The 26,409-nt window shown below is 38.5% G+C and carries 24 protein-coding genes; 17 read left to right on the top strand and 7 right to left on the bottom strand.

The window, feature by feature from the left end; translation table 11 throughout:
• Positions 1-22: 22 nt before the first annotated feature.
• Complete coding sequence (gene rpmH, locus G504_RS19415; protein WP_083930690.1) at positions 23-181, bottom strand: 50S ribosomal protein L34; 159 nt, start codon at positions 179-181, stop codon at positions 23-25.
• Positions 182-473: 292 nt separating this feature from the next.
• Here rpmH and G504_RS0103345 point away from each other — a divergent pair, with 292 nt between their 5' ends.
• The gene (locus G504_RS0103345) at positions 474-989 is read left to right on the top strand and encodes a membrane protein (protein ID WP_019668724.1); all 516 of its coding nucleotides are present in this window, start codon (positions 474-476) and stop codon (positions 987-989) included.
• Positions 990-993: 4 nt separating this feature from the next.
• Here the strand turns inward: G504_RS0103345 and G504_RS0103340 are convergent, their stop codons facing one another.
• Complete coding sequence (locus G504_RS0103340; RefSeq protein WP_019668723.1) at positions 994-1,950, bottom strand: lytic transglycosylase domain-containing protein; 957 nt, start codon at positions 1,948-1,950, stop codon at positions 994-996.
• Between the two features lie 45 nt (positions 1,951-1,995).
• Complete coding sequence (locus G504_RS0103335; protein WP_019668722.1) at positions 1,996-2,658, bottom strand: alpha/beta fold hydrolase; 663 nt, start codon at positions 2,656-2,658, stop codon at positions 1,996-1,998.
• 175 nt (positions 2,659-2,833) lie between these two features.
• Between G504_RS0103335 and G504_RS0103330 the strand changes: the two genes are divergently transcribed.
• Positions 2,834-3,127, top strand: a complete 294-nt coding sequence (locus G504_RS0103330; RefSeq protein WP_019668721.1) for a GNAT family N-acetyltransferase — start codon at positions 2,834-2,836, stop codon at positions 3,125-3,127.
• A 30-nt stretch (positions 3,128-3,157) separates the two neighbouring features.
• On the opposite strand, the gene mtaB is transcribed toward G504_RS0103330, so the two are convergent.
• The 3 genes from mtaB to G504_RS18225 form a co-directional block, all read right to left on the bottom strand.
• Complete coding sequence (gene mtaB, locus G504_RS0103325; protein WP_019668720.1) at positions 3,158-4,486, bottom strand: tRNA (N(6)-L-threonylcarbamoyladenosine(37)-C(2))-methylthiotransferase MtaB; 1,329 nt, start codon at positions 4,484-4,486, stop codon at positions 3,158-3,160.
• Between the two features lie 140 nt (positions 4,487-4,626).
• Positions 4,627-5,802 carry a GlmU family protein gene (locus G504_RS0103320; RefSeq protein ID WP_019668719.1) on the bottom strand — a complete coding sequence of 392 codons (1,176 nt, stop codon included), beginning with the start codon at positions 5,800-5,802 and terminating at the stop codon, positions 4,627-4,629.
• 83 nt (positions 5,803-5,885) lie between these two features.
• Positions 5,886-6,194 (bottom strand): type B 50S ribosomal protein L31, encoded by a 309-nt coding sequence (locus tag G504_RS18225; RefSeq protein ID WP_040443769.1) that lies wholly within the window; start codon positions 6,192-6,194, stop codon positions 5,886-5,888.
• 168 nt (positions 6,195-6,362) lie between these two features.
• Between G504_RS18225 and G504_RS0103310 the strand changes: the two genes are divergently transcribed.
• From G504_RS0103310 to G504_RS0103275, 8 genes are all read left to right on the top strand, one after another.
• On the top strand, positions 6,363-6,881 hold the full coding sequence (locus tag G504_RS0103310) for a DUF4199 domain-containing protein (protein ID WP_019668717.1): 519 nt from the start codon (positions 6,363-6,365) through the stop codon (positions 6,879-6,881).
• 44 nt (positions 6,882-6,925) lie between these two features.
• Positions 6,926-7,882, top strand: coding sequence for a glycosyltransferase family 2 protein (locus G504_RS0103305; protein WP_019668716.1), 957 nt, complete (start codon positions 6,926-6,928; stop codon positions 7,880-7,882).
• Between the two features lie 49 nt (positions 7,883-7,931).
• Positions 7,932-9,641 carry a phospho-sugar mutase gene (locus G504_RS0103300; RefSeq protein ID WP_019668715.1) on the top strand — a complete coding sequence of 570 codons (1,710 nt, stop codon included), beginning with the start codon at positions 7,932-7,934 and terminating at the stop codon, positions 9,639-9,641.
• Positions 9,641-11,470, top strand: a complete 1,830-nt coding sequence (locus tag G504_RS0103295) for an ABC transporter ATP-binding protein (protein WP_019668714.1) — start codon at positions 9,641-9,643, stop codon at positions 11,468-11,470. The genes G504_RS0103300 and G504_RS0103295 overlap by 1 nt, the downstream gene beginning before the upstream one ends.
• A 60-nt stretch (positions 11,471-11,530) precedes the next feature.
• Positions 11,531-12,076, top strand: a complete 546-nt coding sequence (locus G504_RS0103290; RefSeq protein WP_019668713.1) for an RNA polymerase sigma factor — start codon at positions 11,531-11,533, stop codon at positions 12,074-12,076.
• Positions 12,077-12,192: 116 nt separating this feature from the next.
• Entirely contained in the window at positions 12,193-12,705 is a 513-nt protein-coding gene (locus G504_RS0103285) for a hypothetical protein (protein WP_019668712.1), read from the top strand.
• Complete coding sequence (locus tag G504_RS0103280) at positions 12,698-13,150, top strand: hypothetical protein (RefSeq protein ID WP_019668711.1); 453 nt, start codon at positions 12,698-12,700, stop codon at positions 13,148-13,150. The genes G504_RS0103285 and G504_RS0103280 overlap by 8 nt, the downstream gene beginning before the upstream one ends.
• Positions 13,151-13,329: 179 nt before the next feature.
• Positions 13,330-13,677, top strand: coding sequence for a DUF6515 family protein (locus tag G504_RS0103275; protein WP_019668710.1), 348 nt, complete (start codon positions 13,330-13,332; stop codon positions 13,675-13,677).
• An 81-nt stretch (positions 13,678-13,758) separates the two neighbouring features.
• Here the strand turns inward: G504_RS0103275 and G504_RS0103270 are convergent, their stop codons facing one another.
• Positions 13,759-14,787, bottom strand: a complete 1,029-nt coding sequence (locus G504_RS0103270; RefSeq protein ID WP_019668709.1) for a WD40/YVTN/BNR-like repeat-containing protein — start codon at positions 14,785-14,787, stop codon at positions 13,759-13,761.
• Between the two features lie 74 nt (positions 14,788-14,861).
• On the opposite strand from G504_RS0103270, the gene G504_RS0103265 reads away from it, so the two are divergent.
• The 7 genes from G504_RS0103265 (at position 14,862) to G504_RS0103235 (ending at position 26,404) form a co-directional block, all read left to right on the top strand.
• On the top strand, positions 14,862-16,073 hold the full coding sequence (locus G504_RS0103265) for an RsmB/NOP family class I SAM-dependent RNA methyltransferase (protein ID WP_019668708.1): 1,212 nt from the start codon (positions 14,862-14,864) through the stop codon (positions 16,071-16,073).
• A 99-nt stretch (positions 16,074-16,172) separates the two neighbouring features.
• Entirely contained in the window at positions 16,173-19,850 is a 3,678-nt protein-coding gene (gene purL / locus G504_RS0103260; protein WP_019668707.1) for a phosphoribosylformylglycinamidine synthase, read from the top strand.
• Positions 19,847-20,302 (top strand): GNAT family N-acetyltransferase, encoded by a 456-nt coding sequence (locus G504_RS0103255; protein WP_019668706.1) that lies wholly within the window; start codon positions 19,847-19,849, stop codon positions 20,300-20,302. Before purL ends, G504_RS0103255 begins: the two co-directional genes overlap by 4 nt.
• Before the next feature lie 128 nt (positions 20,303-20,430).
• Positions 20,431-22,203: an AMP-dependent synthetase/ligase gene (locus tag G504_RS0103250; protein WP_019668705.1), complete on the top strand. Its 1,773-nt coding sequence runs from the start codon at positions 20,431-20,433 to the stop codon at positions 22,201-22,203.
• Between the two features lie 138 nt (positions 22,204-22,341).
• Positions 22,342-22,806, top strand: a complete 465-nt coding sequence (locus G504_RS0103245) for a MarR family winged helix-turn-helix transcriptional regulator (protein WP_019668704.1) — start codon at positions 22,342-22,344, stop codon at positions 22,804-22,806.
• Positions 22,803-25,208 (top strand): 3-hydroxyacyl-CoA dehydrogenase/enoyl-CoA hydratase family protein, encoded by a 2,406-nt coding sequence (locus tag G504_RS0103240; RefSeq protein WP_019668703.1) that lies wholly within the window; start codon positions 22,803-22,805, stop codon positions 25,206-25,208. The genes G504_RS0103245 and G504_RS0103240 overlap by 4 nt, the downstream gene beginning before the upstream one ends.
• Before the next feature lie 5 nt (positions 25,209-25,213).
• Positions 25,214-26,404, top strand: coding sequence for an acetyl-CoA C-acyltransferase (locus G504_RS0103235; protein WP_019668702.1), 1,191 nt, complete (start codon positions 25,214-25,216; stop codon positions 26,402-26,404).
• Positions 26,405-26,409 lie beyond the last annotated feature (5 nt).

Raw genomic sequence — 26,409 nt, 5'->3', positions numbered from 1 at the left:
TTTATTTTAAAAAATTCAATCATTATTTTTTATGTCTCGGCTCTGAAGATACACTAAGTTTTTTTCTTCCTTTAGCTCTTCTTCTCGAAAGAACTTTACGTCCGCTTACTGAAGCCATGCGCTCCCTGAATCCATGTTTGTTTCTCCTCTTACGCTTGGATGGTTGAAATGTTCTTTTCATTACTGCTTTTTTTACTTTGGCTTACCAAAATCTGGGCGCAAATATACGAAGAGTTTTTGCTTTGACAAATGGATTTAAAAAAATATTTCGGATAGTTTTATTACTTTTGCCGGAACTCAAAAATTCTTGCATTAAAAGTTGAAAAGAATATCCTGTTTGTTAATTTAGCTTCTTACCGATGCGTTATTTTTTGGGTAATCTGGCATTTATCGTACAAGAAATAGAGAGGCAATATAGAAGTTCCAACAACTATAAAATCTACAAATAATTACGAAAAAATAGAAATCTAAATATGTTCAACAAAAATATTAAACTGGTTATTGCAGGTCTTATCATTGCCTACGCTGTGTATCAATTTATAGAAGGGAATATTGGGAACGGTATTTTTCTGATATTACTTTCTTCAATTTTTATTTTTCTCTATTTCAGGAATGAATTTATTCTCCTTGCATTCCTTAGAATGCGGAAGCAGGATATGACCGGAACGGAAAAATGGTTATTAAAAATAAAAAATCCCGAATCTTCACTCACAACAAAACAGCAGGGCTATTACAATTACTTATTCGGAATTATATTTTCTCAAAAAAATCTAACGCAGGCCGAGAAATATTTTAGAAAAGCACTTAAGTTAGGCTTAAACATGGATTATGATGTTGCTATGGCAAAACTTAGTCTGGCAGGTATTGCCATGCAGAAAAGGCGCAAGAGGGAAGCTACAACACTACTGCAGGAAGCCAAAAAACTTGATAAGAATAATATGCTTACTGATCAGATTAAAATGATGCAGCAGCAAATGAAAAAAATCTAAGGGCTTACTTTGATACTTTATAATATCCCTTATTAGGAATTTCCAAAGTATAGGTTTTTCCCGAAGCATTATTAAGATGAGGTTCCCTTAACCAGGGATTATGACGTTTGAGAATTTTATAATTTATTTCATATTGCTGCGCAAAATCTGCAAAATTCTGCACTGGCTCATCAACAACGACATTAAATGTTGGCACTGCATTATAAAGATCATCACTTTCAATTTCAAATCCGTATTTTGCAGGATTACTGAGTATTTCCTTTATTGCAAGTATCCGAAAAACATAGCGACCTGTTTCCTGCCCTAAAAGCAAATCATAATAATCATTAGCCTGTTGTATCCCCATAAACTTGTTTATAGAGCCAGGCCCGGCATTATAAGCTGCTGCAGCCAGGGTCCAGCTACCGTATTTATCTTTGTATTTCTGTAAGTACCTGCAAGCCACTTCTGTAGATTTTTCCAGGTGATAGCGCTCATCAACATTATCATTTATTTCCAAACCATATTCACGACCCGTAGCCTTCATAATTTGCCAAAATCCGGTTGCGCCGGCATGAGATACTACATTTTGCAAACCACTCTCAGCTACTGCCAAATATTTAAAATCATCAGGAATACCATTTTTGGAAAGTATGGGTTCAATAACGGGAAAATATTTATGTGCGCGCTTCATAAGCAGCAGAGCATTTGATTGCCAATAGGTGTTTACCAAAAATTCCCTGTCCACTCTTTCCAATATCTCAGGGTCTTCCTGCGGTACTTTTTCGTTGGCAAAATTTAAATCTTCCGGAATTTCAATAGCAGAAATTCGATACGCACTGGAAACATTTTTATCTTTTGTTTGAGGGTCGTTCCCTTGATACTCATCACCAATAGTATCTCCTTGTTGCACGGCAAAAATTAAGGTGCTTATTACAAAAACAACCCCTAAAATCATCAGTATATTTTTTATTATGCTCATAATATTTTATTTAGTGACCTATCAAAGGTATAAAATACAACTCCGTTATTCCAAAATAATTGTGGGCAATCGTTCATTAAACCATTTATATCTGTGAATGATCATGGTATGTGTTCCTTTTGGAACTATATGACAATCCTTAATATATTGAATAGGAAATACCACATCATTATCGCCATGAATATGAATTAAATTTGGATCATAACTACTTTGATTCCAATGAACTATCTTATCTATGCACCAATCAATGTAATATTTATCACGAACAGCCAGGTACTGTTCATATAATTTCAACCGGTTTTTAATTGGCACCCCAAAAGCATATTTAACCAAAAGTTCAACATTATTTACCAGACCGGTTGGCAACAATTTGTGGATTTTAGTGTATTTGGCAAATATCAGACGTTTAGGCAATTCTGATTTTTGTTTGACACTTGAGATTATAATAACTTTTTTTGTTTCTATTAGTTTTGCCATTTCCTGAACAAGCATTCCACCCAGGGAAACCCCTATAAGTACCGGCCGTTCGTGTTTAATTTGCATGCACATTTGATTAGCATAAGCCTCAAAAGTAATCCCGTATTCAGGAACAAACCACTCCAACAGATGCATTTCAAATCTTTCTTTATCTAATTCAATATTTTTAAAAATACCAGAACTGGCTGCCATTCCCGGCATGAAATAAACTGGAATTTTTGTTGCACCCATTTAGTCTTATCTCTTGATTTTACTAGGAAATTAGCAAATTTTTCCTTAATTTTGTACGCTGAATGTTAAATTACCACGGCCGCTTGGTTAATTAATCTTTGGCTAACATTATAGATAATTACGATTAATGCAAGATCGTAATTTTTTTATCTGAAACCATTTTAAATCAAACTATATGAATGAAGTAGCAATTAAGGATAATAGTTTCTTACGTCAATTTGAAACTAGGGTTGATGGTCATCTTGCCAAAATTGAATACTCTTCTCAGGAAAGAAAAGTCTTTTTAACCAAATTGGTTATTCCTGAAGAAATATCGCAAGAAGGTTTTAAAGAAGAATTTATTAAATCGGTTCTAAATCTAATACAGGAACAAAATCTCAGAGTCGTTCCAACAAGTCCTCAAATTGCAGGTTTTTTACGAAAGAACAGACAATATAAGGAAATGCTCCCGGTAGGCATCCGGATCTGAAAATTTACGAACCTCCTTCCGGAGGTTTTTTTATGCCATAACATCATTTGGCACAAAACTTATCTGCACCAAGCCGTCTTCATATATTTCAACAAGAGTCACCTCGTGTAAGGTATTTACCAAATCAGGATTCCATGGTGCTTTTACTTTTATGTAGTTTTCGGTAAATCCATAGATATAACCCTCTTTATTTTCACTCTCGAACAATACAGTTTTTTTCTTTCCAAGTTGGCTCTCATAAAATGACCTTCGTTTTTTAACAGAAAGGCCCCGTAGCATTTTGCTTCGCTTACTCCGTACATTTTTTGGCACAACCTGAGACATCCCGGCTGCTTCAGTACCATCTCGTTCTGAATATGTAAAAACATGCAAATAGGATATCTCCAGGCCATTCAGGAAGTTATATGTTTCTAAAAAGTGTTTATCCGTTTCACCGGGAAATCCCACAATAACATCTACCCCTATACAGGCATCAGGCATCACTTTCCTGATCCTGTTTACCCTATCCACATAGAGATCGGTAAGGTATCGCCTTTTCATTTTCTTTAGAAGTTCATCACTCCCACTCTGCAAAGGGATGTGAAAATGCGGTACGAAAGAAGTACTGCCGGCAACAAAGTCTATGGTTTCATTTTTGAGGAGGTTAGGTTCAATAGATGAAATTCGAAGCCTGTGAATACCCTCAACCTTATCCAATGCTTTTACAAGGTCAAAAAAAGTATGTTTATGTTTTTTATTCCCGAATTCTCCTTTGCCATAATCCCCAATATTTACACCGGTAAGTACAATCTCCTTTATGCCTTGTTCTGAAATTTCTTTAGCATTTTTCAATACATTTTCAAGGGTATCACTTCTTGATATACCCCTGGCAAGAGGGATAGTACAATACGTACATTTATAATCGCAACCATCCTGGACCTTTAAAAAACCTCGGGTTCTGTCGCCAACAGCATAACTTCCAACATAGAAATCCACTTCATCAATTTCACAGGAATGAACAACACCAAAATCATTCTTAGAAAGATCATTGACATAGTCTAATATCTTAAACTTTTCTGAAGCACCTAAAACCAGGTCCACACCATGAATCTCTGCAAGCTCTTGCGGCTTTAATTGGGCATAACAACCTATGGCTGTAACAAAAGCATCCGGATTTGTTTTTTGGGCTTGCCTTACTAGCGTTTTAAAGCGTTTATCCGCATTCTCTGTAACCGAACAGGTATTTATGACATACATATCTGCACGATCCTTAAAATCCACGCGATCATATCCTTTACTGTCAAAACTCCTTGCAATTGTTGAAGTTTCCGAAAAATTCAGTTTACATCCCAGTGTGTAAAATGCTACTCTCTTCCTCATTAAAACCTATGATACTAAATTAGCGTTGGCAAAGATATCAAAATTTAATGCAATCATTTAAGCGATAGCGGTTTAGAAACCACTGCCCTGGTTTACATGGCTTTGTATTGATTGCTGTAAATATTTCCGGGGATTGTTGGTCAGTAATTCCGGTACTTTCTGGTCAACTCAAAAACATGGTTAAGGATTTCTGCCTCCTCTGCATCAAATATAACACCCCTTCTTGCCATCATTACTTCCGCAGCTTCATACGCTTTCTTTGGCAGATAAGTAGTAAACCCGGAAGCGCCACCCCAACTAAAACTGGGTACAAAATTTCTCGGAAAACCCGGGACATAGATATTTGCATTAACTCCTATTACGGTTCCGGTATTGAACATAGTATTAATTGCTGTTTTGCTATGATCACCCATCATAAGGCCACAAAATTGAAGTCCTGTATGCTCAAACCGCTCGGTGGCGTAATTCCATAACCGAACTTTAGCATAATTATTTTTTAAATTTGAATTGTTGGAATCTGCCCCAATATTGCACCATTCACCTAAAACAGAATTTCCCAGGTAACCATCATGCCCTTTGCTTGAATAGCCAAAAATTACCGAATTATTTATTTCTCCACATACTTTGCCGTAAGGACCAACTGTGGTTGGCCCATAGATCTTAGCTCCCATTTTTACCACGGCTTTTTCACATAAAGCAAAGGCACCGCGAATCAGGTTTCCTTCCATAACTTCGGAGTCCTTACCCAGGTATATTGGCCCCTCCGTGGCATTTAAAATGCTGTATTCTACCCGGGCACCCTCTTCAAGAAAAATATTTTCCGGGTTTATCAAATGGTTGGTAACAGAAATGGGGGCACTTTGCCTTCCTCTTGTGATATGTTCAAAATCATCCTGTAGAGCAATACCATTCTTGGAAAAAATATCCCAGGTATTTTTAACCCTCAATAAATCTCCCTCAAAATTAATTTTTTTATAGTCCGAAAAATCAACTTCTTCCTGGGTATTTTCCGAGAAATAGGCGATTAAATTATCTTCTTTATAAACTGCTTCGTTCTTTTTTAAACTAAGTATCAGCGACACAAGTTCTTTGGTAGGGCAGAAAGAAGCATTTAGCAGAACATTTGCGCTCTCCGTAATCATTGGGAATTTTTTAGAGAGGTATTTTTCTGTCTTTGTACTGATAGAGGTATTCAGGTACTTCTCCCATTTTTCTCTAATCGTAAGAATACCAAATCTAATATCTGCAACAGGTCTGGTAAATGTAAAAGGCAATAACGAATTCCTGACCTCGTCGTCAAAAAGAATGTAATTCATCTATTCAAATTTTAAATAAAAATAAAAAAATAACGCCCCCGATAGCAATCGGAGGCGCATCTTTATATCGAATTTTAAAAAGTCTACTTTTCTTCAGTACCAGTCTTGGCATCCTTAGCCTCCGGTGTCGATGGTTTTACCTCCTTCTTGAACTTTTTATATTTGCTCTTAAATTTGTCTATTCTACCTGCTGTATCTACCAATTTAGCTTTTCCTGTGTAGAATGGATGAGAGGTTCTTGAAATTTCTAGTTTAACCAGTGGGTATTCCACACCCTCAACTTCTAAAGTCTCCTTTGTAGCTGCTGTAGATTTGGTAATAAATACATCGTCATTAGACATGTCTTTGAATGCTACCAATCTGTAATTATCCGGATGTATACCTTTTTTCATTTTATCTTCTTTTAAACTTCTGAATTTTAAGCGTGCAAATTTAATTAATTTTCTCAGAAACAACAATTTTAATTTCCCAAAAAAAGAACTCTTAAAAATTGTATCTTTAAATGTAACAAAATTCGAACTGAAACAACTAACTAATTAAATCAACTAAATCATTTAAAAATGGAAGAAAGTCAACCTAAAACCGGAAAGTATTCCTTGAACTTCGGCCTGATCCTTGGGGCAATTAGTGTAGTTTTTGCTATTATGCTGTACTCAATGGATGCCCACACCTCTCAGGACCCAAGCAATACTGTAATCAGCATAATTATTATGGTAGGTGTAATTATCTGGGGTATTGTTAGTTTCAGAAAAGCCAATGGCGGGTTCCTCGCATTGGGCGAGGCGCTGAAACTGGGAGCAGGAATTGCGCTCGTCTCAGGTATTATAGCAGTTTTATATACAATGTTTCTGGCCAACGTGTTGGATCCGGAATTTACGGTTAAAATAGCGGAAAATCAAAAAGCCGCCGGTGAGGCAGCAGGTGTAATGACTGATGCGCAATTACAACAGCAGTATGACGGTACCATAAATTATTTTTGGATTTCTTATCCGATCATTTTAATATTTAATATCATTACCGGTTTGATTATAGGATTAATTGGTGGTTTAATATTGAAAAAAGCAAAACCCGATTATTAATTATTAAAAGTCGTACTTTTGACAGGAATTTCCCTTAGAAGTCAATGAACCTATCTATAGTTATTCCCTTACTTAATGAAGAAGAGTCTTTAGAAGAGCTCCATGATTGGATCGCCCGCGTCATGGAATCCAACCAGTTTTCATATGAGATCTTATTTATAGACGACGGCAGCACGGACCATTCCTGGAAAGTAATTGAAAAGTTAGCACAACAAGATACGAATGTAAAAGGCATACGATTTCATAAAAATTTCGGAAAATCTCAGGCCCTTCATGCAGGGTTTAAAGAGGCCAAGGGCGATGTGATTATAACAATGGATGCTGATCTGCAGGACAATCCGGAGGAAATACCAGAAATGTATCATCTTATTTTGAATGACGGTTTCGACCTCATTTCGGGTTGGAAAAAAATAAGATATGACTCACTGATCTTCAAGAACATGCCATCCAAACTATTTAATTGGGCAGCAAGAATAACATCAAAAGTTAAATTACATGATTTCAACTGTGGCCTGAAAGCCTTCAGAAACGATGTCGTTAAAAATATTGAGGTCTCGGGAGAAATGCATCGGTATATACCTGTACTGGCAAAAAATGCCGGATATTCCAATATAGGTGAGAAAGTAGTTAAACATCAGGCTCGTAAATACGGGAAGACGAAATTTGGACCAGAACGTTTTATTCATGGGTTATTAGACTTAATTACTATCTGGTTTGTTTCAAAATTTGGTAAGCGCCCAATGCACCTGTTCGGGGCTTTGGGTGTACTTATGTTTATTATTGGCTTTGGATTTGCCCTTTATCTCGGGATTGACAAGCTTTTTATCAACCCTTTGGGGCGCTTGCTCTCCGAACGACCACAATTTTATGTTTCACTTACTGCAATGATCATCGGAACCCAATTTTTTCTTGCCGGGTTTCTCGGAGAAATAATGGTTCGATCAAGAGTAAATGTACAACGCTATACCATTTCGGAAGAATTGAATCTTTCAAGTCCTTAAAACAGATATTCTTCGTAATTTTAAATTTTCAACCGAAAAATCCATTCAAATGGACGACATTCTTTCTAATGCCAAAGCGTGGCAAAGCGACTTTTTTGATCCGGAGGTCAGAAAAGAAATACAACATCTTATAGCTAATGATCCGGAAGAACTGAAGGACAGGTTTTATAAAAATATGGAATTTGGCACAGGGGGCATGAGAGGCATCATGGGAGTTGGCACAAATAGAATAAACAAATATACTTTAGGCAAAAGCACCCAGGGACTAAGCAACTACCTGAAAAGGGTTTATCCGGGTGAAGAATTAAAAGTGGTAATTGCATATGACTGCAGACATAACAGCGATACCCTTGCCAGGACTGTTGCCGATGTCTTATCAGCGAACGGAATAAAAGTATTTCTTTTCTCGCAGTTGCGGACAACACCTGAACTTTCCTTTGCGGTAAGATACTTAAACTGCCATGCAGGAATAGTTTTAACCGCATCACACAATCCTCCTGAATACAATGGCTATAAGGTTTATTGGACGGATGGCGGGCAAATCGTGCCTCCTCAGGACAATGAAATCATTGAAGAAATTAACCGGCTGAATTACGAAGAAATTAATTTTAATGCCAACTCCAGCCTGATTGAATTAATAGATAAAGAAGTTGATGAAGCTTTTATACAGGCATCTGTGAAAAATGGAAGCTTTAATGCCAAAGAGAAGGACAATTTTAAAATTGTCTTTACGTCATTGCATGGAACTTCCATTACCGTTATCCCTGAAGTTCTTAAACGAGCCGGCTATAACAATGTTACGATTATTAAAGAACAAGCCGAACCGGATGGCGATTTTCCCACAGTAAAATCTCCTAATCCGGAAGAACCTGAAGCGCTGACCCTGGCAATGAAAAAAGCAGAAGAAATAGGAGCTGACATGGTGGTTGGAACAGATCCGGACAGCGACAGGTTAGGCATTGCCGTAAGAAACCCTGCTGGCAAAATGGAATTGTTAAATGGAAATCAAACCATGTTCCTGATGACTAAATTTTTATTGGATCAGAGAGAAAAACAAGGATTTACAGGCAACGAATTTATTGCCACCACTATAGTTTCTACTCCTATGATGAATGAATTGGCCAAGAGCTATGGCGTGGAATGCAAAACATCATTAACCGGCTTTAAATGGATTGCCAAGATGATAAAAGATTTTCCGGAACAACACTTTGTTGGCGGAGGCGAAGAGAGCTTTGGTTATATGGTAGGTGATTTTGTAAGAGATAAAGACGCAGTTACTGCCACATTGCTGGCCTGCGAAATTGCCGCGGAGGCCAAAGCCAATGGCAGCTCTTTTTATAAACAGCTCATTGATTGCTACGTTACCTATGGTTTCTACAAAGAAAGGTTGATTTCTATTACTAAAAAAGGAATGAGCGGGGCAGAAGAGATAAAGAAAATGATGATTGAATTTAAAGAGAATCCGGTAAAATCCATTGGAGGGGCTAAAGTAGTTAAAGTGGATGACTATAATTCGTCTACTTCTAAGAATCTGGTCACAGGGGAAGTAACAGAAATTGATATCCCAAAATCCAATGTATTAATATATACTGCAGAAGATGGAACCAGAATGGCGGCCAGACCAAGTGGTACTGAACCAAAAATTAAATTTTACTTTAGTATAAATACAAAACTGGATGCTGCCGAAAACTTTAAAAAAGTAGATATGGAAATGGAAGCAAAAATAGATGAGATTCTTAAAGAACTGAAGCTTCATTAATGGAATATTTTAAAAAAATCCTGCGTTTTGCCATACCGTATCGCAGGTACGGCTTCTTAAATATTTTTTTTAATATTCTCTATGCGCTATTTAGTGCCCTTTCCTTTGCAGCGCTTATTCCAATGCTGGATGTGCTTTTCGACAAGACCAAAAAAGTATATCAGGCTCCTGTCTACAGCGAGTTCGGAGACCTAAAAAACTACCTTCAGGAATATTTGAATTACAGGGTAACTGAGTTTTCCGGGGATGATGAAATGAGTGGCCTTGTTTTGGTAATTGGATTAGTGCTGATACTCTTTCTCTTAAAGAATCTGTTTAATTATCTGGCCATGTATTTTATTACATTTCTGAGAAATGGAGTCCTGAAAGATGTAAGAAACAGCATGTATCAAAAAATTGTAGACCTTCCCCTCTCCTATTATTCAGAGAAAAGAAAAGGCGATGTCATGGCTCGGATTTCTTCTGATGTTCTTGAAATTCAATATTCATTTCTATCTATTCTTGAGTTAATCGTAAGAGAACCACTTACGATACTGTTCACAATTAGTGTCATGTTTATAATTAGCGTTAAGCTCACCCTCTTTGTATTTATTTTTATTCCAATTGCAGGTATGATAATTTCGCGCATAGGAAAGTCTCTAAAAAAGAGTTCAGATAAGGTGCAAAAAGAGCAAGGTGAATTCCTTTCCATAATTGAAGAAACTTTAGGTGGACTAAGGATTATTAAAGCATTTAATGCAGAATCCAAATTTTACGGAACATTTAAAAATTCTACGGAACGCTTTTTCAAATATTCCAACAAATTACTCAACAGACAAAATCTGGCATCGCCTACGGGGGAATTTTTGGGCATTCTTGTAATAGGCGTGCTTTTATGGTTTGGAGGCAAAATGGTGCTTATTGATAAAACTTTGGGTGCATCAGAATTTATTGCCTATATGGGACTGGCATATAACATACTTACTCCGGCCAAGCAAATTAGCAAAGCGTTGTATGGGGTTAAAAAAGGAAATGCCGCAGCAGAAAGAATTTTAGAAATTCTGGAAAAAAAGAACCCAATAGCAGAGAAAAAAGATGCTATAGCCAAAACTGATTTTAACAAGGGAATAGCCATTGAAAACATTGCATTTAAATATGAGGATGAATATGTATTGGATAAATTCAGTCTATATGTTCCAAAAGGCAGTACTGTGGCTTTGGTAGGCCAGTCCGGAAGTGGCAAGAGTACTATTGCCAATCTGGTAACGAGATTTTATGATATAAATGAAGGTGCAATTAAAATAGACAATACAGATATTAAGGACCTCACTAAAAAATCACTGAGAAATCTTATTGGTCTGGTTACACAAGATTCCATCCTGTTCAATGATTCGGTAAAAAACAATATTCGCCTTGGAAAGGAAAATGCCAGTGATGAAGAAATAGAAGCTGCCGCCAAAATTGCAAATGCACATGACTTTATTATGGAATTGCCCCTGGGTTATGACTCTAATATTGGAGATGGCGGCAATAAGCTAAGCGGGGGGCAGAAACAACGTCTCTCCATTGCAAGAGCCGTTTTAAAGAATCCTCCTATTATGATTATGGATGAGGCCACTTCTGCCCTCGATACAGAAAGCGAGCGGTTGGTGCAAGATGCACTGGAAAAAATGATGCGCAACCGTACATCTATTGTTATCGCGCACAGATTATCCACTATACAAAATGCAGATACTATTGTAGTACTGCAAAAAGGCAAGATCGTAGAGCTTGGGTCGCATAAAGAACTGCTTAAAACAAGTGGTGTTTATAAAAACCTGGTAGATATGCAAACGTTGGGTGTAATTTAAATTTTAAATTTAATTAAACCTTTTTGTTTCGACGCAGTCTTAAATAAATAAGTATTTGCTTTGATCGCCGAAGAAACCTTAATAGAAAATTTAAAACAGAAAGACACCAGGGCCAAGGCCTTTGAGGTGCTGATTAATACGTACAAAGAGCGTCTTTACTGGCATATCAGGCGAATTGTCCTCAATCATGACGATACGGATGATGTGTTGCAAAATACTTTTATTAAGATCTTTAGAAATATTGATAAATTTAAAGGAGGTAGTAAGTTATACTCCTGGATGTACAGGATTGCGACCAATGAAGCACTCACATTTCTTAAAGCAAAGTCGAAGAAATTAGGTGTTAGTAATGACGAATTACAGGAAAGAATGGTTGATAATTTGCAGGCAGATGTGTACTTTGAAGGAGATGAAATACAATTGAAGTTACAAAAGGCAATTGCACTATTGCCGGAAAAACAAAAGTTAGTTTTTAATATGAAATATTTTGAAGAACTAAAGTACGACGAAATTTCAGAGATCCTGGAAACCTCGATAGGTGGATTAAAAGCTTCTTATCATTTGGCGGTAAAAAAAATTGAAGCCAGTTTAAAAGGAGAAGAATAAAAGAAATAATGCTTATTTAATATATTTAGTTTTAAAGTGAATTAATATTTAAAAGTAAAATGATTACACGCTTGGTATATTAAACCTTTTATGACATTTGAAGTCAAACAATAAGGATGGGTAAAAAAAGTAAAAATAGCGGATTCAAGATACCAAAAGGATACTTTAAAGGTATTACGGATGACTTATTGGATAAAATCTCAGAAGAGACTTCAGGTTTTCCCAATGAGGCCGGTTTTGAAGTCCCGGAAGGCTATTTTGATAATCTGAATAAAAAGATCCTGGAAAAGGTAACTGATAAAGAATCAAAAGTCATAAGGCTCAAACCGTACAGGAAATACTTTTATGCAGCCGCCTCAGTAGCCGCAATTTTGATACTGGTTTTTAGCATACAACCAAAGGATGAGGATAGTTTTACTTTCGATGACCTGACCCGAACAGACATTGAAAATTACCTTGAAGAAAATGAACCGGGATTAAGCAGTTATGAATTGGCGGAAGTGCTACTGACGGATGAATTGGAGGTAAACGATATTCTTGGTACTGAACTCGATGATGAAAACATCATTAATTACCTGGAGGATAACATTGACGATATTGATGAATTAAATTTGGAGATCCATGAATAAATTCGGCAAAATATGGGTATTTGCAACGCTCTTGCTTACAGTTACAATAGTTTCGGGTCAGGGCAGGCCGGGAATGGATAAAATTAAATCCCTTAAAGTTGCATTTATAACAGAACGCGTAGGTCTGACAAGCAATGAAGCGACTATGTTCTGGCCGGTTTACAATGAGCATGAGGAAGCATTGGCTCAAATTCGCAGAAAGGAACGTATGGATATCAGGAGCAAGATGATGGATTTTGAGAACTTGAGCGACTCAGATGCAAATAAACTCTTAGATCAACTAATTGAGTTAGAGAAACAGAAACAGGAGCTCAATGTTGAATTCTTATCCAATATTCGTGAGGTTATTTCACCCAAAAAAACCTTTCTGTTAATTAAAGCGGAAGAAGATTTTAAGAAACGATTGTTGCGACAAATTCAGCAAAGGCGTCAGGGAGGGGGATGAATTATTAAGACATATTGGATTCTTGAGGAAACCTTTTGGTTTCCTTTTTTTATGCATAAAATCAAGATTGAAACCTTTTTATTCCTATAATCCCCTGTTTTTTAATAGAAAATTAATCTTCAATTAAACCTTTTCTTTAATTGGAAGTCTTAGCTATATAATCAATAAAAAAAGAAGCTATGCAAAGTTTAAAACTAGTAGTAATCACAATTTTATTAGTTGGTGCAACTTCAGCCGTAACTGCTCAGCGTACTGTTAAAGTTTATCCCAGACATGGTACCGTTGTTACCACATTATACCAACCCCGACTTGTGGTACACAAAGGCGTAAATTTTCATTTTTCCAATGGAGTATGGTACAAAGCAAGGGGGAGAAAATATGTTGTGTGTGCGGCTCCTGTTGGAATTAAGTTGAGAAAACTTCCGGTTGGAAATAAAGTAGTTGTATATAGTGGTAAGAAGTATTATACGCACAATGGCGTTTATTATAAGAAAAAAGGGCGCAACTATATCGTAGTGAATGTATAGTTAGGATAGTTTTGATTTGGTTACCACTAGAAGTGGTTAGGTTGTTGGTGAATAAATAGGGAAGTTCTTTAGCTTCCCTTTTTATTTGAAAGTAAGTCTGGCAATGCGGTTTCTTCCTGCTGCATAGGCCACAGAGTCATTCTGGAATCGCATGGTATAAAACCCTTCGTTTGAAAGGGTCTTCCAATTTATCCCCATATCGTTGGAATATGATATTCCCGTGAATCCTACAGCTACAATACCTTTCCCTTCAGAATCAGGAACAAACTGAATGCAACTCTTATAGCCGGGATCCTGATTATTAGCGAGAAGCTGCCAGCTTTTGCCCCCGTCATGACTGATTGCCTTATTAGCTATGTTTTTCTCAGGATCAGTATAATCCCCTCCGATGGCAATTCCCAGGGAGCTATCATAAAAATCCATCGAATATATTCCCTGAGTAGGTTTCTCACTGCGAATCGGGGTTTGAAATACCTCCCAGGATAAACCTTTATCACTGGTATAATATACACGTGCCCGGGTGGTTCCTATCCATGCTTTATTTCCCTGAACGACAATATTCGTATTACTTGCAGCAAAAGCCCCTTCCCCATCAGGCGCCTCTGGCAATTGGGTGCAAGAAAGCTTATTCCAGCTATAACCCCCATCTCTGGTAATAATAATAGAAAGACAACCGGCCATGCTATCTCCTATGGCTATACCCTCTTTATCATTCCAAAAAGCCATGGAATCATAAAAAACATCCTCTCCTTCTTCTGTATAAACCAGTTCCATACTTCCCTTATCTCCTGTTTTATATAATAGTGCAGGGTTTGCAACTGAGAGCATAAAAAAATCCGTAGAGGTATGTGCTATTGCACGAAATTCAGGAAGAAGAGAGTCATACTTTTGGATATTTGTCCTTACGGTCTTTGTTTGAAGGTCAATTGTACCAAAAACACCTTTGTTGGCGGCAAAACCTAAACTACCATTCATAAGTTCTATAGCTCGTATACTCAGCGAATCCTCATAAAGTACTTCAACCTTAACTTCTGTAAAATTGGGCTTTTTAACAGCATGACTGCAGGAATAAACTATAAATAAAATGATAATTAAGAAAAGATAGCGCATGCGTAAATGTAGGAATAAAACCCGGTTTTAGTCCGATAGAAAAAAGCAATACCTTTACCGTCTAATTTTTACAGATGCGGTTACATAGAAATTTGGTGTTTGCAGTAGTAGATGCCCTTAACCTAATATTTAATGAAGGAGAATATGCCGATAAGGTAGTAGAAAAAACTTTGAAGCATGACAAGCGCTGGGGATCAAGAGACAGAGGTTTTATTGCAGAAACCACCTATGATATAGTCCGCTGGAAACGACTTTATTCAGAAATTGCGGAAGTAAATGCTCCCTATTCCAGACCAAACCTATTCCGACTGTTTGCTGTATGGGCTGTGCTTAGGGGTATTCAATTACCGGATTGGAAACAAATCGAACACACCCCGGCCAGACGAATTAAAGGAAGGTTCGATGAACTTTCCAAAATAAGAAAATACAGAGAGTCAATTCCGGACTGGATAGATGATTTGGGGGCAGATTCCTTGGGTGAGGAGTTATGGACAAAGGAAATTGCCGCATTGAACAAGCAGGCACAGGTAATACTAAGGACCAATACGCTTAAAACAACTAAACCAAAATTAAGGACTATTCTAATCGATGAGGGCATTGAGACAGAACCGATTGAGGGTTATGCGGATGCCCTAGTGCTAAAAGAACGAACTAATGTGTTTAAAACCAAGGCTTTCGGTGATGGCCTTTTTGAAGTCCAGGATGCCTCGTCTCAAAAGGTTGGAACTTTTACACAGGCAGAACCGGGATTACGGGTAATAGATGCATGTGCCGGAGCAGGTGGTAAAACATTGCATTTGTCCGCTCTTATGCAAAATAAAGGCCAACTGATTGCACTTGATATCTATGGAAATAAATTAAAGGAACTAAAGCGAAGAGCCAAAAGGGCCGGGGCACATAATATTGAAACCAGGCTTATTAGTAGTAGTAAAGTCTACAAAAAATTATATTCCAGTGCAGATAGAGTGCTTATCGATGCACCTTGCACTGGTCTGGGGGTACTGAGACGCAATCCGGATGCAAAATGGAAATTACAGCCAGAATTTCTGACTAAGATTACAAAAGTTCAGCAGGAAATATTGAGGACTTACAGCAAAATGGTCAAAGAAAAAGGAAAACTTGTCTATGTTACCTGTTCTATTTTGCCTCAGGAGAATAAAGAGCAGGTGAAACAATTTTTAGATTCTGATGAGGGAAAAGATTTCTCACTGGAAAAAGAGGTGAACATTTATGCGTCCGAAAGCGGATTTGACGGATTTTATATGGCAAGAATGACAAGAAAGTAATGAACAATTCCGTTTGAAAACTGTTAACTATTCTCTTAAAAAAACCGGTTTTTATAATGTAAATTTGTGCTTTGGTAAACCTAATATGTAAAACGTTCCATGATTCATTTCTTTGGAGACCTCAGCACAAAAGTATTTGCAGTACAAACTAACCAATCCCTTTCCAAAAAAGACATTGAGAAACTTGGTTGGTTATTTGGAAATCAACCCTGTTTAAAAGTGGCGTCTATAGACGCCTTTTTTGTTGGACCCCGGGCAGCTATGATAACTCCCTGGAGTACAAATGCAACCGAGATTACTCAAAATATGGGTATTGCGGGAATTATCAGGATTGAAGAATTTAATGCAGTGGATGAAGACAATGCAGATTACGATCCGATGCTCTCACAAAAATATAAGGCATTAGATCAGGAGATTTATACTATTGAGGTGGAGCCACATCCAATCCTGGAAATTGCTGATATTTCCAAATACAATAAAGAAGAAGGGCTGGCGCTGAGCCAGGATGAAGTAGAATATCTCGAAGGCTTATCAAAAAAAATAGGCCGGCATCTTACAGATTCTGAGGTTTTTGGATTCAGTCAGGTAAATTCTGAACATTGCAGGCACAAGATTTTTAACGGTACGTTTGTCATTGATGGAAAAGAAATGCCTTCCTCACTTTTCAAATTAATAAAAAAAACAGCTAAGGAAAATCCCAATGAAATTGTATCGGCATATAAAGACAATGTAGCTTTTGTAAAGGGACCTAAAATAATTCAATTCGCTCCGGTATCCTCCGATAAGCCGGACTTCTACGAGGAAAGTGAGTTTGAATCTGTTATTTCCCTGAAAGCCGAGACCCATAACTTCCCCACTACGGTAGAGCCTTTTAACGGAGCAGCTACAGGTTCCGGAGGTGAGATCAGGGATCGGTTGGCAGGAGGTAAGGGCTCATTGCCCGTCGCTGGAACTGCCGTATACATGACTTCTTATTCACGCCTTGAAAAAAACAGGCCCTGGGAAAATGGAATGCAGGAAAGACCCTGGTTATACCAAACTCCAATGGATATCCTTATAAAAGCATCCAACGGAGCTTCTGATTTTGGCAACAAATTTGGCCAACCTTTAATATCAGGATCCTTATTGACCTTTGAACATGAAGAGCATTCCAGAAAGTTGGGATATGATAAGGTTATTATGCTTGCCGGGGGCATAGGCTATGGCAAAGCAGACCAAGCCCTGAAAGGAACTCCGAAAAAAGGAGATAAAATAGTGATACTTGGGGGTGACAATTACCGGATAGGTATGGGCGGCGCAGCCGTATCTAGTGCCGATACAGGAGAATTTAGTTCTGCTATAGAATTAAATGCCGTGCAACGGTCTAACCCGGAAATGCAAAAGCGCGCAGCCAATGCAATACGCGGTCTTGTAGAAAGTAAAGAGAATCCCATAGTTTCTATTCATGACCATGGTGCCGGTGGCCATTTAAACTGTTTATCCGAATTGGTGGAAGAGACAGGAGGAAAAATAGATCTGGACAAGCTCCCCATTGGTGACCCTACACTTTCTGCCAAGGAAATTATAGGTAATGAATCTCAGGAACGCATGGGCCTGGTAATGGGCACTGAAAATATGGCCTTGTTACATAGAATTGCAGACAGGGAACGTTCCCCCATTTATGATGTTGGAGATGTCACCGGTGATCATAGATTTACCTTTGAATCTGAAACTAAAGGCATTAAGCCAATGGACCTTGAACTTTCAGATATGTTCGGTAGCTCACCAAAAACCATCATGGACGATATTACGGTTGACAGGAAATATCAGGAAACTACTTATAAAATAGAATTTTTTCACAAGTATCTGGAACAAGTACTTCAGCTCGAAGCAGTTGGCTGCAAGGACTGGTTGACAAATAAGGTAGACCGATGTGTTGGCGGCAGGGTAGCCAAACAACAGTGTGCCGGACCTCTGCAATTGCCACTGAACAATTGTGGTGTAATGGCATTGGATTTTAAGGGAAGGGAAGGAATTGCAACTTCTATTGGTCATTCTCCTATAAGTGGTTTAATTGATCCGGTTGCCGGAAGCAGGAACAGTATTGCCGAAGCCCTGTCAAATATTGTCTGGGCACCTTTAAAAGATGGCTTAAAATCGGTTGCTCTCTCAGCTAACTGGATGTGGCCCTGCAGAAACCAAGGAGAAGATGCCAGGCTGTATGAAGCAGTAAAAGCTATATCGGACTTCGCCATTGAACTGGGGATCAATGTTCCCACGGGCAAGGATTCATTATCTATGAAACAAAAATACGGGGATGAAGAGGTTATTGCTCCGGGAACCGTAATTATTTCAGCAGCAGCAAATTGCTCGGATATCACTAAAGTAGTGGAGCCTGTATTTCAAACTGGTGCTGGCAGTATATATTATATTAACATCTCTCGGGATACATATGAACTGGGCGGATCTTCATTTGCCCAAATCCTCAATAGAATTGGTGACAAAGCCCCTACAATAAAGGATTCGTCTTATGTCATTAAAGTATTTAACACCCTCCAGGATTTGATAAAATCCGGTCAAATTATAGCCGGCCATGATGTATCCTCAGGTGGATTGATTACCACGCTCTTAGAAATGTGTTTTGCAGATGTAAACCTGGGGGCAACCTTAAATCTGAGTGAACTGGGGGAAAAAGACACGGTTAAATTGTTATTTGCCGAAAATTCAGGGCTTGTCTTTCAATCCAAAGATGATTCAATAGAAGTAAAATTGAAGCAGGCCGGAGTAGATTTCAGGAAAATAGGGGAAGTTATCGCACAAGCGGATTTAAAATTAAAAAATCAAGAAGTAGAACTAAGTTTGAATATTGGCAGTTTACGCGATGACTGGTATAAGACCTCTTATCTCTTAGACAGCAGGCAAACCTCGGAAGATCTTGCCAAATCCAGATATGAAAATTATAAGAAACAACCTCTGAATTTTAACTTCCCTCAAACTTTTCAAAATCAACATCCCCAAAGGAGTAAAGAAAACGCGCGACGTCCGAAGGCAGCAATTTTAAGAGAAAAAGGAAGCAATTCTGAACGTGAAATGGCCAATGCTATGTACCTTGCAGGATTTGATGTCAAGGACGTACACATGACCGACCTTATCGCGGGAAGGGAGACTCTGGAAGACATACAGTTCATAGGGGCCGTAGGCGGCTTCTCAAATTCCGATGTTCTGGGCAGTGCCAAGGGCTGGGCAGGCGCTTTTAAATATAATGAAAAGGCAAGGCAATCACTCCTAAACTTTTTTGAGAGGAAAGATACATTGTCAGTTGGCATATGCAACGGGTGTCAGCTCTTTATGGAATTAGAATTAGTAAATCCGGAGCATGATGTTCATGGTAAAATGGCCTTTAATAATTCACACAAGCACGAAAGCAGCTTCACTTCGGTTAAAATTGAATCTAACAATTCTGTCATGCTTTCTTCACTTTCAGGAACTACGCTGGGTGTATGGATATCCCATGGTGAAGGGAAGTTCAGTCTTCCATTGGATGAAAAAAAATACAATATTGTGGCTAAATATGGTTATGCTGACTATCCTTCAAACCCTAATGGAAGTGATTTTAATACTGCAATGATATGTGACAAAACAGGAAGGCATTTAGTGACTATGCCACACATTGAGCGTTCCATCTTTCCATGGAACTGGGCCTATTACCCGAAGGACAGAAAAGACGAAATATCACCGTGGCTGGAAGCTTTTACAAATGCCAGAAAATGGATAGATAAACAGAACGAAGTATCTTGATTATCCGAAAGGCAGAACATAGTGACTTATCAGCAATCGTAGAACTCTTAGCTAATGACGAATTAGGCAGGTTAAGGGAAAACTTCAGCACACCTTTACCGGGGGAGTATTTAAATGCATTTGATAAGATTAATTCCGACCATAACCAGGAATTGGTGGTAATGGTTAACAAATCTGATGTTGTAATAGGTACTTTACAGCTAAGTTTTATACAATATCTAACCTACCGGGGTGGTATCAGGGCACAGATAGAAGCGGTAAGGGTTCATGAAAATTACAGGAACAAAGGCATTGGACAGCAGCTTTTTCAATGGGCCATAGACCGCGCTAAGAAAAAAGGAGCGCATGTAGTGCAACTTACAACCGACAAAAAAAGAAAATCGGCATTGAAATTTTATGAAAAACTAGGCTTCATTGCATCGCATGAGGGCATGAAACTTCATTTTCACTAAATTAGAATCTTACCTTTAGGAATACTTTTTATTGTCAGATTATAAAATAATAAGGTCTTTTTTTAGCAATACTCCTTTATAATACCGCTACCTTTTCTTATTTTGCAATTACGATTCAGAAACTTAGTATGCAAAACATAACCCGCCTTTTTGATTTTCCATATTATCAATTAGAAAAATTTAACCTCGACAAATCCCTTAATACCAAATACGATGGAAAGTGGGTTGCGACATCTACTCAAGATTATGTTGACAAGGCAAATACTGTGAGCAGAGCGCTATTGCGGTTAGGTGTAAAAGCCAATGATAAGATTGCTCTGATTTCCATGACCAACCGGACTGAGTGGAATATAATGGATATTGGTGTTTTACAGTTGGGAGCTCAGAATGTACCTATTTATCCAACAATTTCAGAAGAGGATTACGCCTATGTACTCAACCATTCTGAATGTGTTTATTGCTTTGTTTCTTGCAGGGAAGTTTATGAAAAAGTTAAGTCAGTAAAAACCAGAGTTCCGTCATTGAAGGAAATATATTCCTTTGATGAAATAGAAGACTGCAGGAACTGGAGAGAAATATTAGAGCTCGGCAAAGACAAGTCTAACCAGAGTGACGTTGAAAAGCTAAAAGATTCTGTAAAACCCGGAGACCTGGCCACCCTTATTTATACCTCCGGCACAACAGGAAGGCCAAAAGGAGTTATGTTGTCTCATGACAACATTGTTAGCAATGCTTTGGAAAGTTCATACAGATTGCCCATTGCCGATGGGGCGGTAAAAGCACTTAGTTTCCTGCCGGTTTGTCACATTTATGAACGAATGCTTATGTATCTCTATCAGTACAGGGGCGTTTCTATCTATTTTGCTGAATCTTTGGAAACAATTAGTGATAACTTAAAAGAGGTTGAACCTCATGTGATGACTGCTGTTCCCAGACTTATAGAAAAGGTCTATGATAAAATAATTGCAAAAGGTGCAGACTTAAAAGGGATTAAAAAGTTCTTGTTTTTTTGGGCAGTAAACGTTGGGCTCAGATATGAACCCTATGGCCAAAACGGATGGTGGTATGAGCAACAACTCAAACTGGCCCGCAAATTAATTTTTAGTAAATGGAAAGCTGGTCTTGGAGGGAATCTTGACCTCATTGCATCAGGAAGTGCAGCTTTGCAGCCCAGATTGGCAAGGATCTTCAATGCAGCCGAAATGGGACTCATGGAAGGTTATGGACTCACCGAAACTTCTCCTGTTGTCTCCGTAAATGATATGCGGAATAATGGTTTTAAGATAGGTACCGTAGGCAAACCAATAGGAAGAACTGAAGTTAAAATTGAGGCAGATGGCGAGATTTGCATAAAAGGGCCACAGGTAATGATGGGCTATTACCGAGATACTGAGAAAAGTGCTGAAGTATTAAAGGATGGCTTTTTTCACACCGGTGACATTGGCGAATTAGATGCGGATGGTTTCCTCAGGATTACAGATCGCAAGAAAGAAATGTTCAAAACCTCAGGTGGGAAATATGTAGCACCTCAGGTATTGGAAAACAGATTTAAACAATCCAGATTTATCGAACAAATAATGGTTATAGGAGAAGGCGAAAAAATGCCTGCGGCACTTATTCAACCTAATTTTGAATTTTTGAAGGAATGGGGTCTAAGACATAATATTCAACTTGAATCCCATGCAGAAATCGTTGCTAATCCAAAAATTCTGGCCAGATTTCAGGAAGAAGTTGATCACGCCAATGAGAAATTTGCCAAATGGGAAAAAATAAAGCAATTCAGGCTCACTCCAAATGTTTGGAGTGTAGACGAAGGACACCTCACTCCTACTATGAAACTTCGCAGGAAGATTATTAAAGAAAAGTATATGGACCTCTACAATCAAATATACGGTCACTAATAGCAGATGCTCTCCTTGCAGAAATAAAAACTACTGATTTCACTTTAATTACATTATATAAAACGTCAGGTTAATCTTAAAAATTTATTATGCATGCATAATAAATTTTTATATCTTTGAAGAACAATTAAAGATCTTATGAAGGAGATAACCATAGATTATGCCTTACGTGCAACCTGGCAATCCGTTGCTAAAATGTATAATGAGGAAGCCAAAAATTTTGGCACCACTATGGCCGTTGGTTTTACGCTGCTTAGCATAGATCCTAAAACCGGGACGCCATCCACTTCCCTTGGCCCTAAAATGGGGATGGAGGCCACCAGCCTTTCACGAATACTAAAAAGTATGGAAGAAAAGGGGCTAATTACAAGAAAACCCAACCCGGATGATGGACGCGGTGTGCTAATATATCTTACCCCTTTTGGCCTTGAAAAACGTAAAGATTCGAAAGACGTTGTATTACGGTTTAATGAAGTAGTACGGCAAAATGTGAGCGAGGAGGAACTGGGCAACTTTTTTAAGGTTATGGAAACCATAAACGTCCTTATTTCTGAGAAAAAAATATATGGTAGGAAAACAAAATTAAATAATCATCATCAATGAATAAGCATATTAAAAAAGTAGCTGTTATAGGTTCCGGTATAATGGGTAGCGGAATTGCCTGTCACTTTGCAAATATTGGAGTTGAAGTCCTGTTACTGGATATTGTACCGGGGGAACTAAATGAAAAAGAAAAATCAAAAGGGCTCACACTTAAGGACAAGGCTGTAAGAAATAGAATTGTCAATGATTCTTTGGGAATAGCTTTAAAATCAAAACCATCACCTATTTATCATTCAAAATTCGCGAGCAGAATTACTACGGGAAATCTTGAAGATGATATAGCAAAAGTAGGGCAGGTTGATTGGATTATTGAGGTTGTTGTAGAGCGTCTTGACATAAAGAAAAACGTTTTTGAAAAGCTCGAAAAACATCGAAGTCCGGGAACACTAATAACTTCCAATACCTCCGGTATTCCCATTAAATTTATGAGTGAAGGGAGAAGTGATGATTTTCAGGAACATTTCTGCGGCACGCATTTCTTTAACCCTGCGCGCTATCTTAAACTTTTTGAAATTATTCCCGGGCCAAAAACGAAACAATCCGTGCTGGATTTTTTAAATAACTATGGTGAAAAATTTCTTGGTAAAACATCGGTAGTGGCAAAGGATACCCCTGCATTCATAGGAAATAGAATTGGGATTTTTAGTATTCAAAGCTTGTTTCACATGGTTAAGGACCTGGGACTAACTGTGGAAGAGGTAGATAAACTAACAGGGCCTGTAATTGGCAGACCAAAATCTGCAACATTCAGAACCGTAGATGTGGTAGGACTGGACACCCTGGTACATGTGGCAAACGGAATCTATGAAAATTGCAGGGATGATGAACAACATGAATTATTTAAATTGCCGGAATTTATCCAAACCATGTCCGAAAACAAATGGCTCGGAAGTAAAACAGGGCAGGGCTTCTATAAAAAAGTAAAGGCCAGTGACGGGAAAAGTGAAATTCTTAGCCTGGATCTGGATACGATGGATTACAGGGCAAAAAAGAGAGCGAATTTTGCCACCCTGGAAAATACCAAGCCCATAGATAAAGTAATTGATCGCTTTAAAGTACTGGTTGATGGCAAGGACAAAGCAGGTATATTTTACCGTAAAAGCTTTGCAGCTCTTTTTGCATACGTTTCGCACCGCATCCCGGAGATTACAGATGAATTATATAAAATTGATGACGCCATGAAAGCCGGGTTCGGTTGGGAACATGGTCCATTTCAAATATGGGATGCCATTGGTTTTGAAAAAGGCCTGAAAATCATGGAAGATGAGGGCCTTAATCCTGCAGCCTGGGTTAAGGAGCTTAAGGACTCGGGATCGTCTTCATTCTATACTGTTAAGGATGGGGCTACCTGTTTTTACGATATTCCACAGAAGACCATGGTTAAGGTGCCCGGCCAGGATGCCTTCATCATTTTAGATAACATACGAAAGTCTAACGAAGTTTTTAAAAATAGTGGGGTAGTAATTGAAGATCTTGGAGATGGAATACTAAATGTAGAATTCCAATCTAAAATGAATACAATTGGCGGGGACGTTTTAGCGGGTTTAAATAAAGCAGTAGACCTCGCCGAGAAGGATTTTCAAGGGCTGGTCATAGGTAATCAGGCGGCTAATTTTTCAGTTGGAGCCAATATAGGAATGATTTTCATGATGGCGGTGGAACAGGAGTACGATGAATTGAACATGGCCATCAAATACTTTCAGGATACCATGATGCGCATGCGTTATTCTTCCATCCCTACGGTCTCTGCGCCTCATGGCATGTGCCTTGGGGGAGGATGCGAATTATCGCTTCATGCCGACAAAGTTGTTGCCGCTGCAGAAACGTATATCGGATTGGTTGAATTTGGTGTTGGGGTCATCCCGGGTGGTGGCGGTTCTAAGGAAATGGCCTTAAGGGCATCTGACACTTTCAGAAAGAATGATGTAGAATTAAATGTGCTGCAGGAATATTTCCTGACAATCGGAATGGCCAAAGTTTCTACTTCGGCATATGAAGCATATGATCTGGGAATTCTTCAAAAAGGAAAAGACATTATTGTTGTAAACAAAGACCGTCAGATAGCAACAGCCAAATCACACGCAAAACTTTTAGCCGAAGCAGGATATACCCAACCTGTCAAAAGAAATGATGTAAAGGTTTTGGGGAAACAGGCCCTGGGTATGTTCCTTGTAGGTACAGATTCTATGGAAGCCGGCCATTATATAAGTGAACATGATAAAAAAATTGCGGATAAACTTGCATATGTAATGGCAGGGGGAGATTTATCTGAAGCAAGTCTTGTAACTGAACAATACTTATTGGATCTGGAACGGGAGGCTTTTTTATCGCTTTGCACAGAGAGAAAAACTCTGGAACGAATTCAGCACATGTTAAAAACAGGTAAACCACTTAGAAATTAAAAAAAATGAAAACAGCATATATAGTTAAGGCTTATAGAACAGCAGTTGGCAAAGCTCCAAGAGGGTTATTTCGGTTTAAAAGGCCTGATGAATTGGCGGCAGAGACCATCTCTTATATGATGAATGAGTTGCCGCAACTGGACAAAAAAAGAATTGATGATGTCATTGTGGGCAATGCCATGCCCGAAGCAGAACAAGGGCTGAATATGGCCCGGCTCATATCCCTGATGGGTTTGGAGATAGACGATGTACCCGGTGTTACTGTAAACAGATATTGTGCCTCCGGACTGGAAACTATCGGTATTGCCACAGCCAAGATTCAATCTGGCATGGCGGATTGTATCATAGCGGGAGGAGCGGAGAGCATGAGTTATATTCCTATGGGGGGATACAAACCAACTCCCGATTACGAAATCGCCAAAGAAGGACATGAAGACTATTACTGGGGTATGGGGTTAACCGCAGAGGCGGTTGCACAACAATTTAAGGTTTCAAGAGCTGATCAGGATGATTTTGCATACAACTCTCATATGAAAGCATTGAAAGCACAAAACGAAAATAGGTTTCAGGAACAAATTGTGCCTATTGAAGTAGAACACACCTTTGTTAATGCGGCTGGAAAAAAAGAAACAAATACCTATACCGTAAATAAAGATGAAGGCCCCAGGGAAGATACTTCCAAAGAAGTTCTTGCAAAATTAAAACCTGTTTTTGCAGCAGGTGGCAGTGTTACGGCAGGCAATTCATCTCAAATGAGTGATGGTGCAGCTTTTGTCATGGTGATGAGTGAAGAAATGGTGAAGGAATTAAAATTAGAACCCATTGCCCGTCTGGTAAACTATGCCGCTGCAGGAGTAGAACCGCGTATCATGGGAATAGGCCCAGTAAAAGCAATTCCCAAGGCACTAAAGCAAGCCGGTTTAAAACAAGATGCTATTTCACTGATAGAGCTTAATGAAGCTTTTGCTTCTCAATCCCTGGCGGTAATAAGGGAATTAAATCTTAATCAGGATCTTGTTAATGTTAATGGAGGAGCTATTGCCCTTGGTCATCCTTTAGGTTGTACCGGAGCTAAACTTTCTGTGCAATTATTTGATGAAATGCGCAAACGCCAAATGAAAGGAAAATACGGCATGGTAACCATGTGTGTGGGAACAGGACAGGGTGCAGCTGGCATCTTTGAGTTTTTAAATTAATATCT

It is taken from the genome of Eudoraea adriatica DSM 19308 (genome assembly GCF_000382125.1).
GTDB lineage: Bacteria > Bacteroidota > Bacteroidia > Flavobacteriales > Flavobacteriaceae > Eudoraea > Eudoraea adriatica.
This window is presented reverse-complemented; position numbering and strand designations above follow the sequence as displayed.

Bases quoted from the DNA above. Each gene is read 5' to 3' on its own strand.
- rpmH (WP_083930690.1), bottom strand. From the start codon at position 181: ATGAAAAGAACATTTCAACCATCCAAGCGTAAGAGGAGAAACAAACAT.
- G504_RS0103345 (WP_019668724.1), top strand. From the start codon at position 474: ATGTTCAACAAAAATATTAAACTGGTTATTGCAGGTCTTATCATTGCC.
- G504_RS0103340 (WP_019668723.1), bottom strand. From the start codon at position 1,950: ATGAGCATAATAAAAAATATACTGATGATTTTAGGGGTTGTTTTTGTA.
- G504_RS0103335 (WP_019668722.1), bottom strand. From the start codon at position 2,658: ATGGGTGCAACAAAAATTCCAGTTTATTTCATGCCGGGAATGGCAGCC.
- G504_RS0103330 (WP_019668721.1), top strand. From the start codon at position 2,834: ATGAATGAAGTAGCAATTAAGGATAATAGTTTCTTACGTCAATTTGAA.
- mtaB (WP_019668720.1), bottom strand. From the start codon at position 4,486: ATGAGGAAGAGAGTAGCATTTTACACACTGGGATGTAAACTGAATTTT.
- G504_RS0103320 (WP_019668719.1), bottom strand. From the start codon at position 5,802: ATGAATTACATTCTTTTTGACGACGAGGTCAGGAATTCGTTATTGCCT.
- G504_RS18225 (WP_040443769.1), bottom strand. From the start codon at position 6,194: ATGAAAAAAGGTATACATCCGGATAATTACAGATTGGTAGCATTCAAA.
- G504_RS0103310 (WP_019668717.1), top strand. From the start codon at position 6,363: ATGGAAGAAAGTCAACCTAAAACCGGAAAGTATTCCTTGAACTTCGGC.
- G504_RS0103305 (WP_019668716.1), top strand. From the start codon at position 6,926: ATGAACCTATCTATAGTTATTCCCTTACTTAATGAAGAAGAGTCTTTA.
- G504_RS0103300 (WP_019668715.1), top strand. From the start codon at position 7,932: ATGGACGACATTCTTTCTAATGCCAAAGCGTGGCAAAGCGACTTTTTT.
- G504_RS0103295 (WP_019668714.1), top strand. From the start codon at position 9,641: ATGGAATATTTTAAAAAAATCCTGCGTTTTGCCATACCGTATCGCAGG.
- G504_RS0103285 (WP_019668712.1), top strand. From the start codon at position 12,193: ATGGGTAAAAAAAGTAAAAATAGCGGATTCAAGATACCAAAAGGATAC.
- G504_RS0103280 (WP_019668711.1), top strand. From the start codon at position 12,698: ATGAATAAATTCGGCAAAATATGGGTATTTGCAACGCTCTTGCTTACA.
- G504_RS0103275 (WP_019668710.1), top strand. From the start codon at position 13,330: ATGCAAAGTTTAAAACTAGTAGTAATCACAATTTTATTAGTTGGTGCA.
- G504_RS0103270 (WP_019668709.1), bottom strand. From the start codon at position 14,787: ATGCGCTATCTTTTCTTAATTATCATTTTATTTATAGTTTATTCCTGC.
- G504_RS0103265 (WP_019668708.1), top strand. From the start codon at position 14,862: ATGCGGTTACATAGAAATTTGGTGTTTGCAGTAGTAGATGCCCTTAAC.
- purL (WP_019668707.1), top strand. From the start codon at position 16,173: ATGATTCATTTCTTTGGAGACCTCAGCACAAAAGTATTTGCAGTACAA.
- G504_RS0103250 (WP_019668705.1), top strand. From the start codon at position 20,431: ATGCAAAACATAACCCGCCTTTTTGATTTTCCATATTATCAATTAGAA.
- G504_RS0103245 (WP_019668704.1), top strand. From the start codon at position 22,342: ATGAAGGAGATAACCATAGATTATGCCTTACGTGCAACCTGGCAATCC.
- G504_RS0103240 (WP_019668703.1), top strand. From the start codon at position 22,803: ATGAATAAGCATATTAAAAAAGTAGCTGTTATAGGTTCCGGTATAATG.
- G504_RS0103235 (WP_019668702.1), top strand. From the start codon at position 25,214: ATGAAAACAGCATATATAGTTAAGGCTTATAGAACAGCAGTTGGCAAA.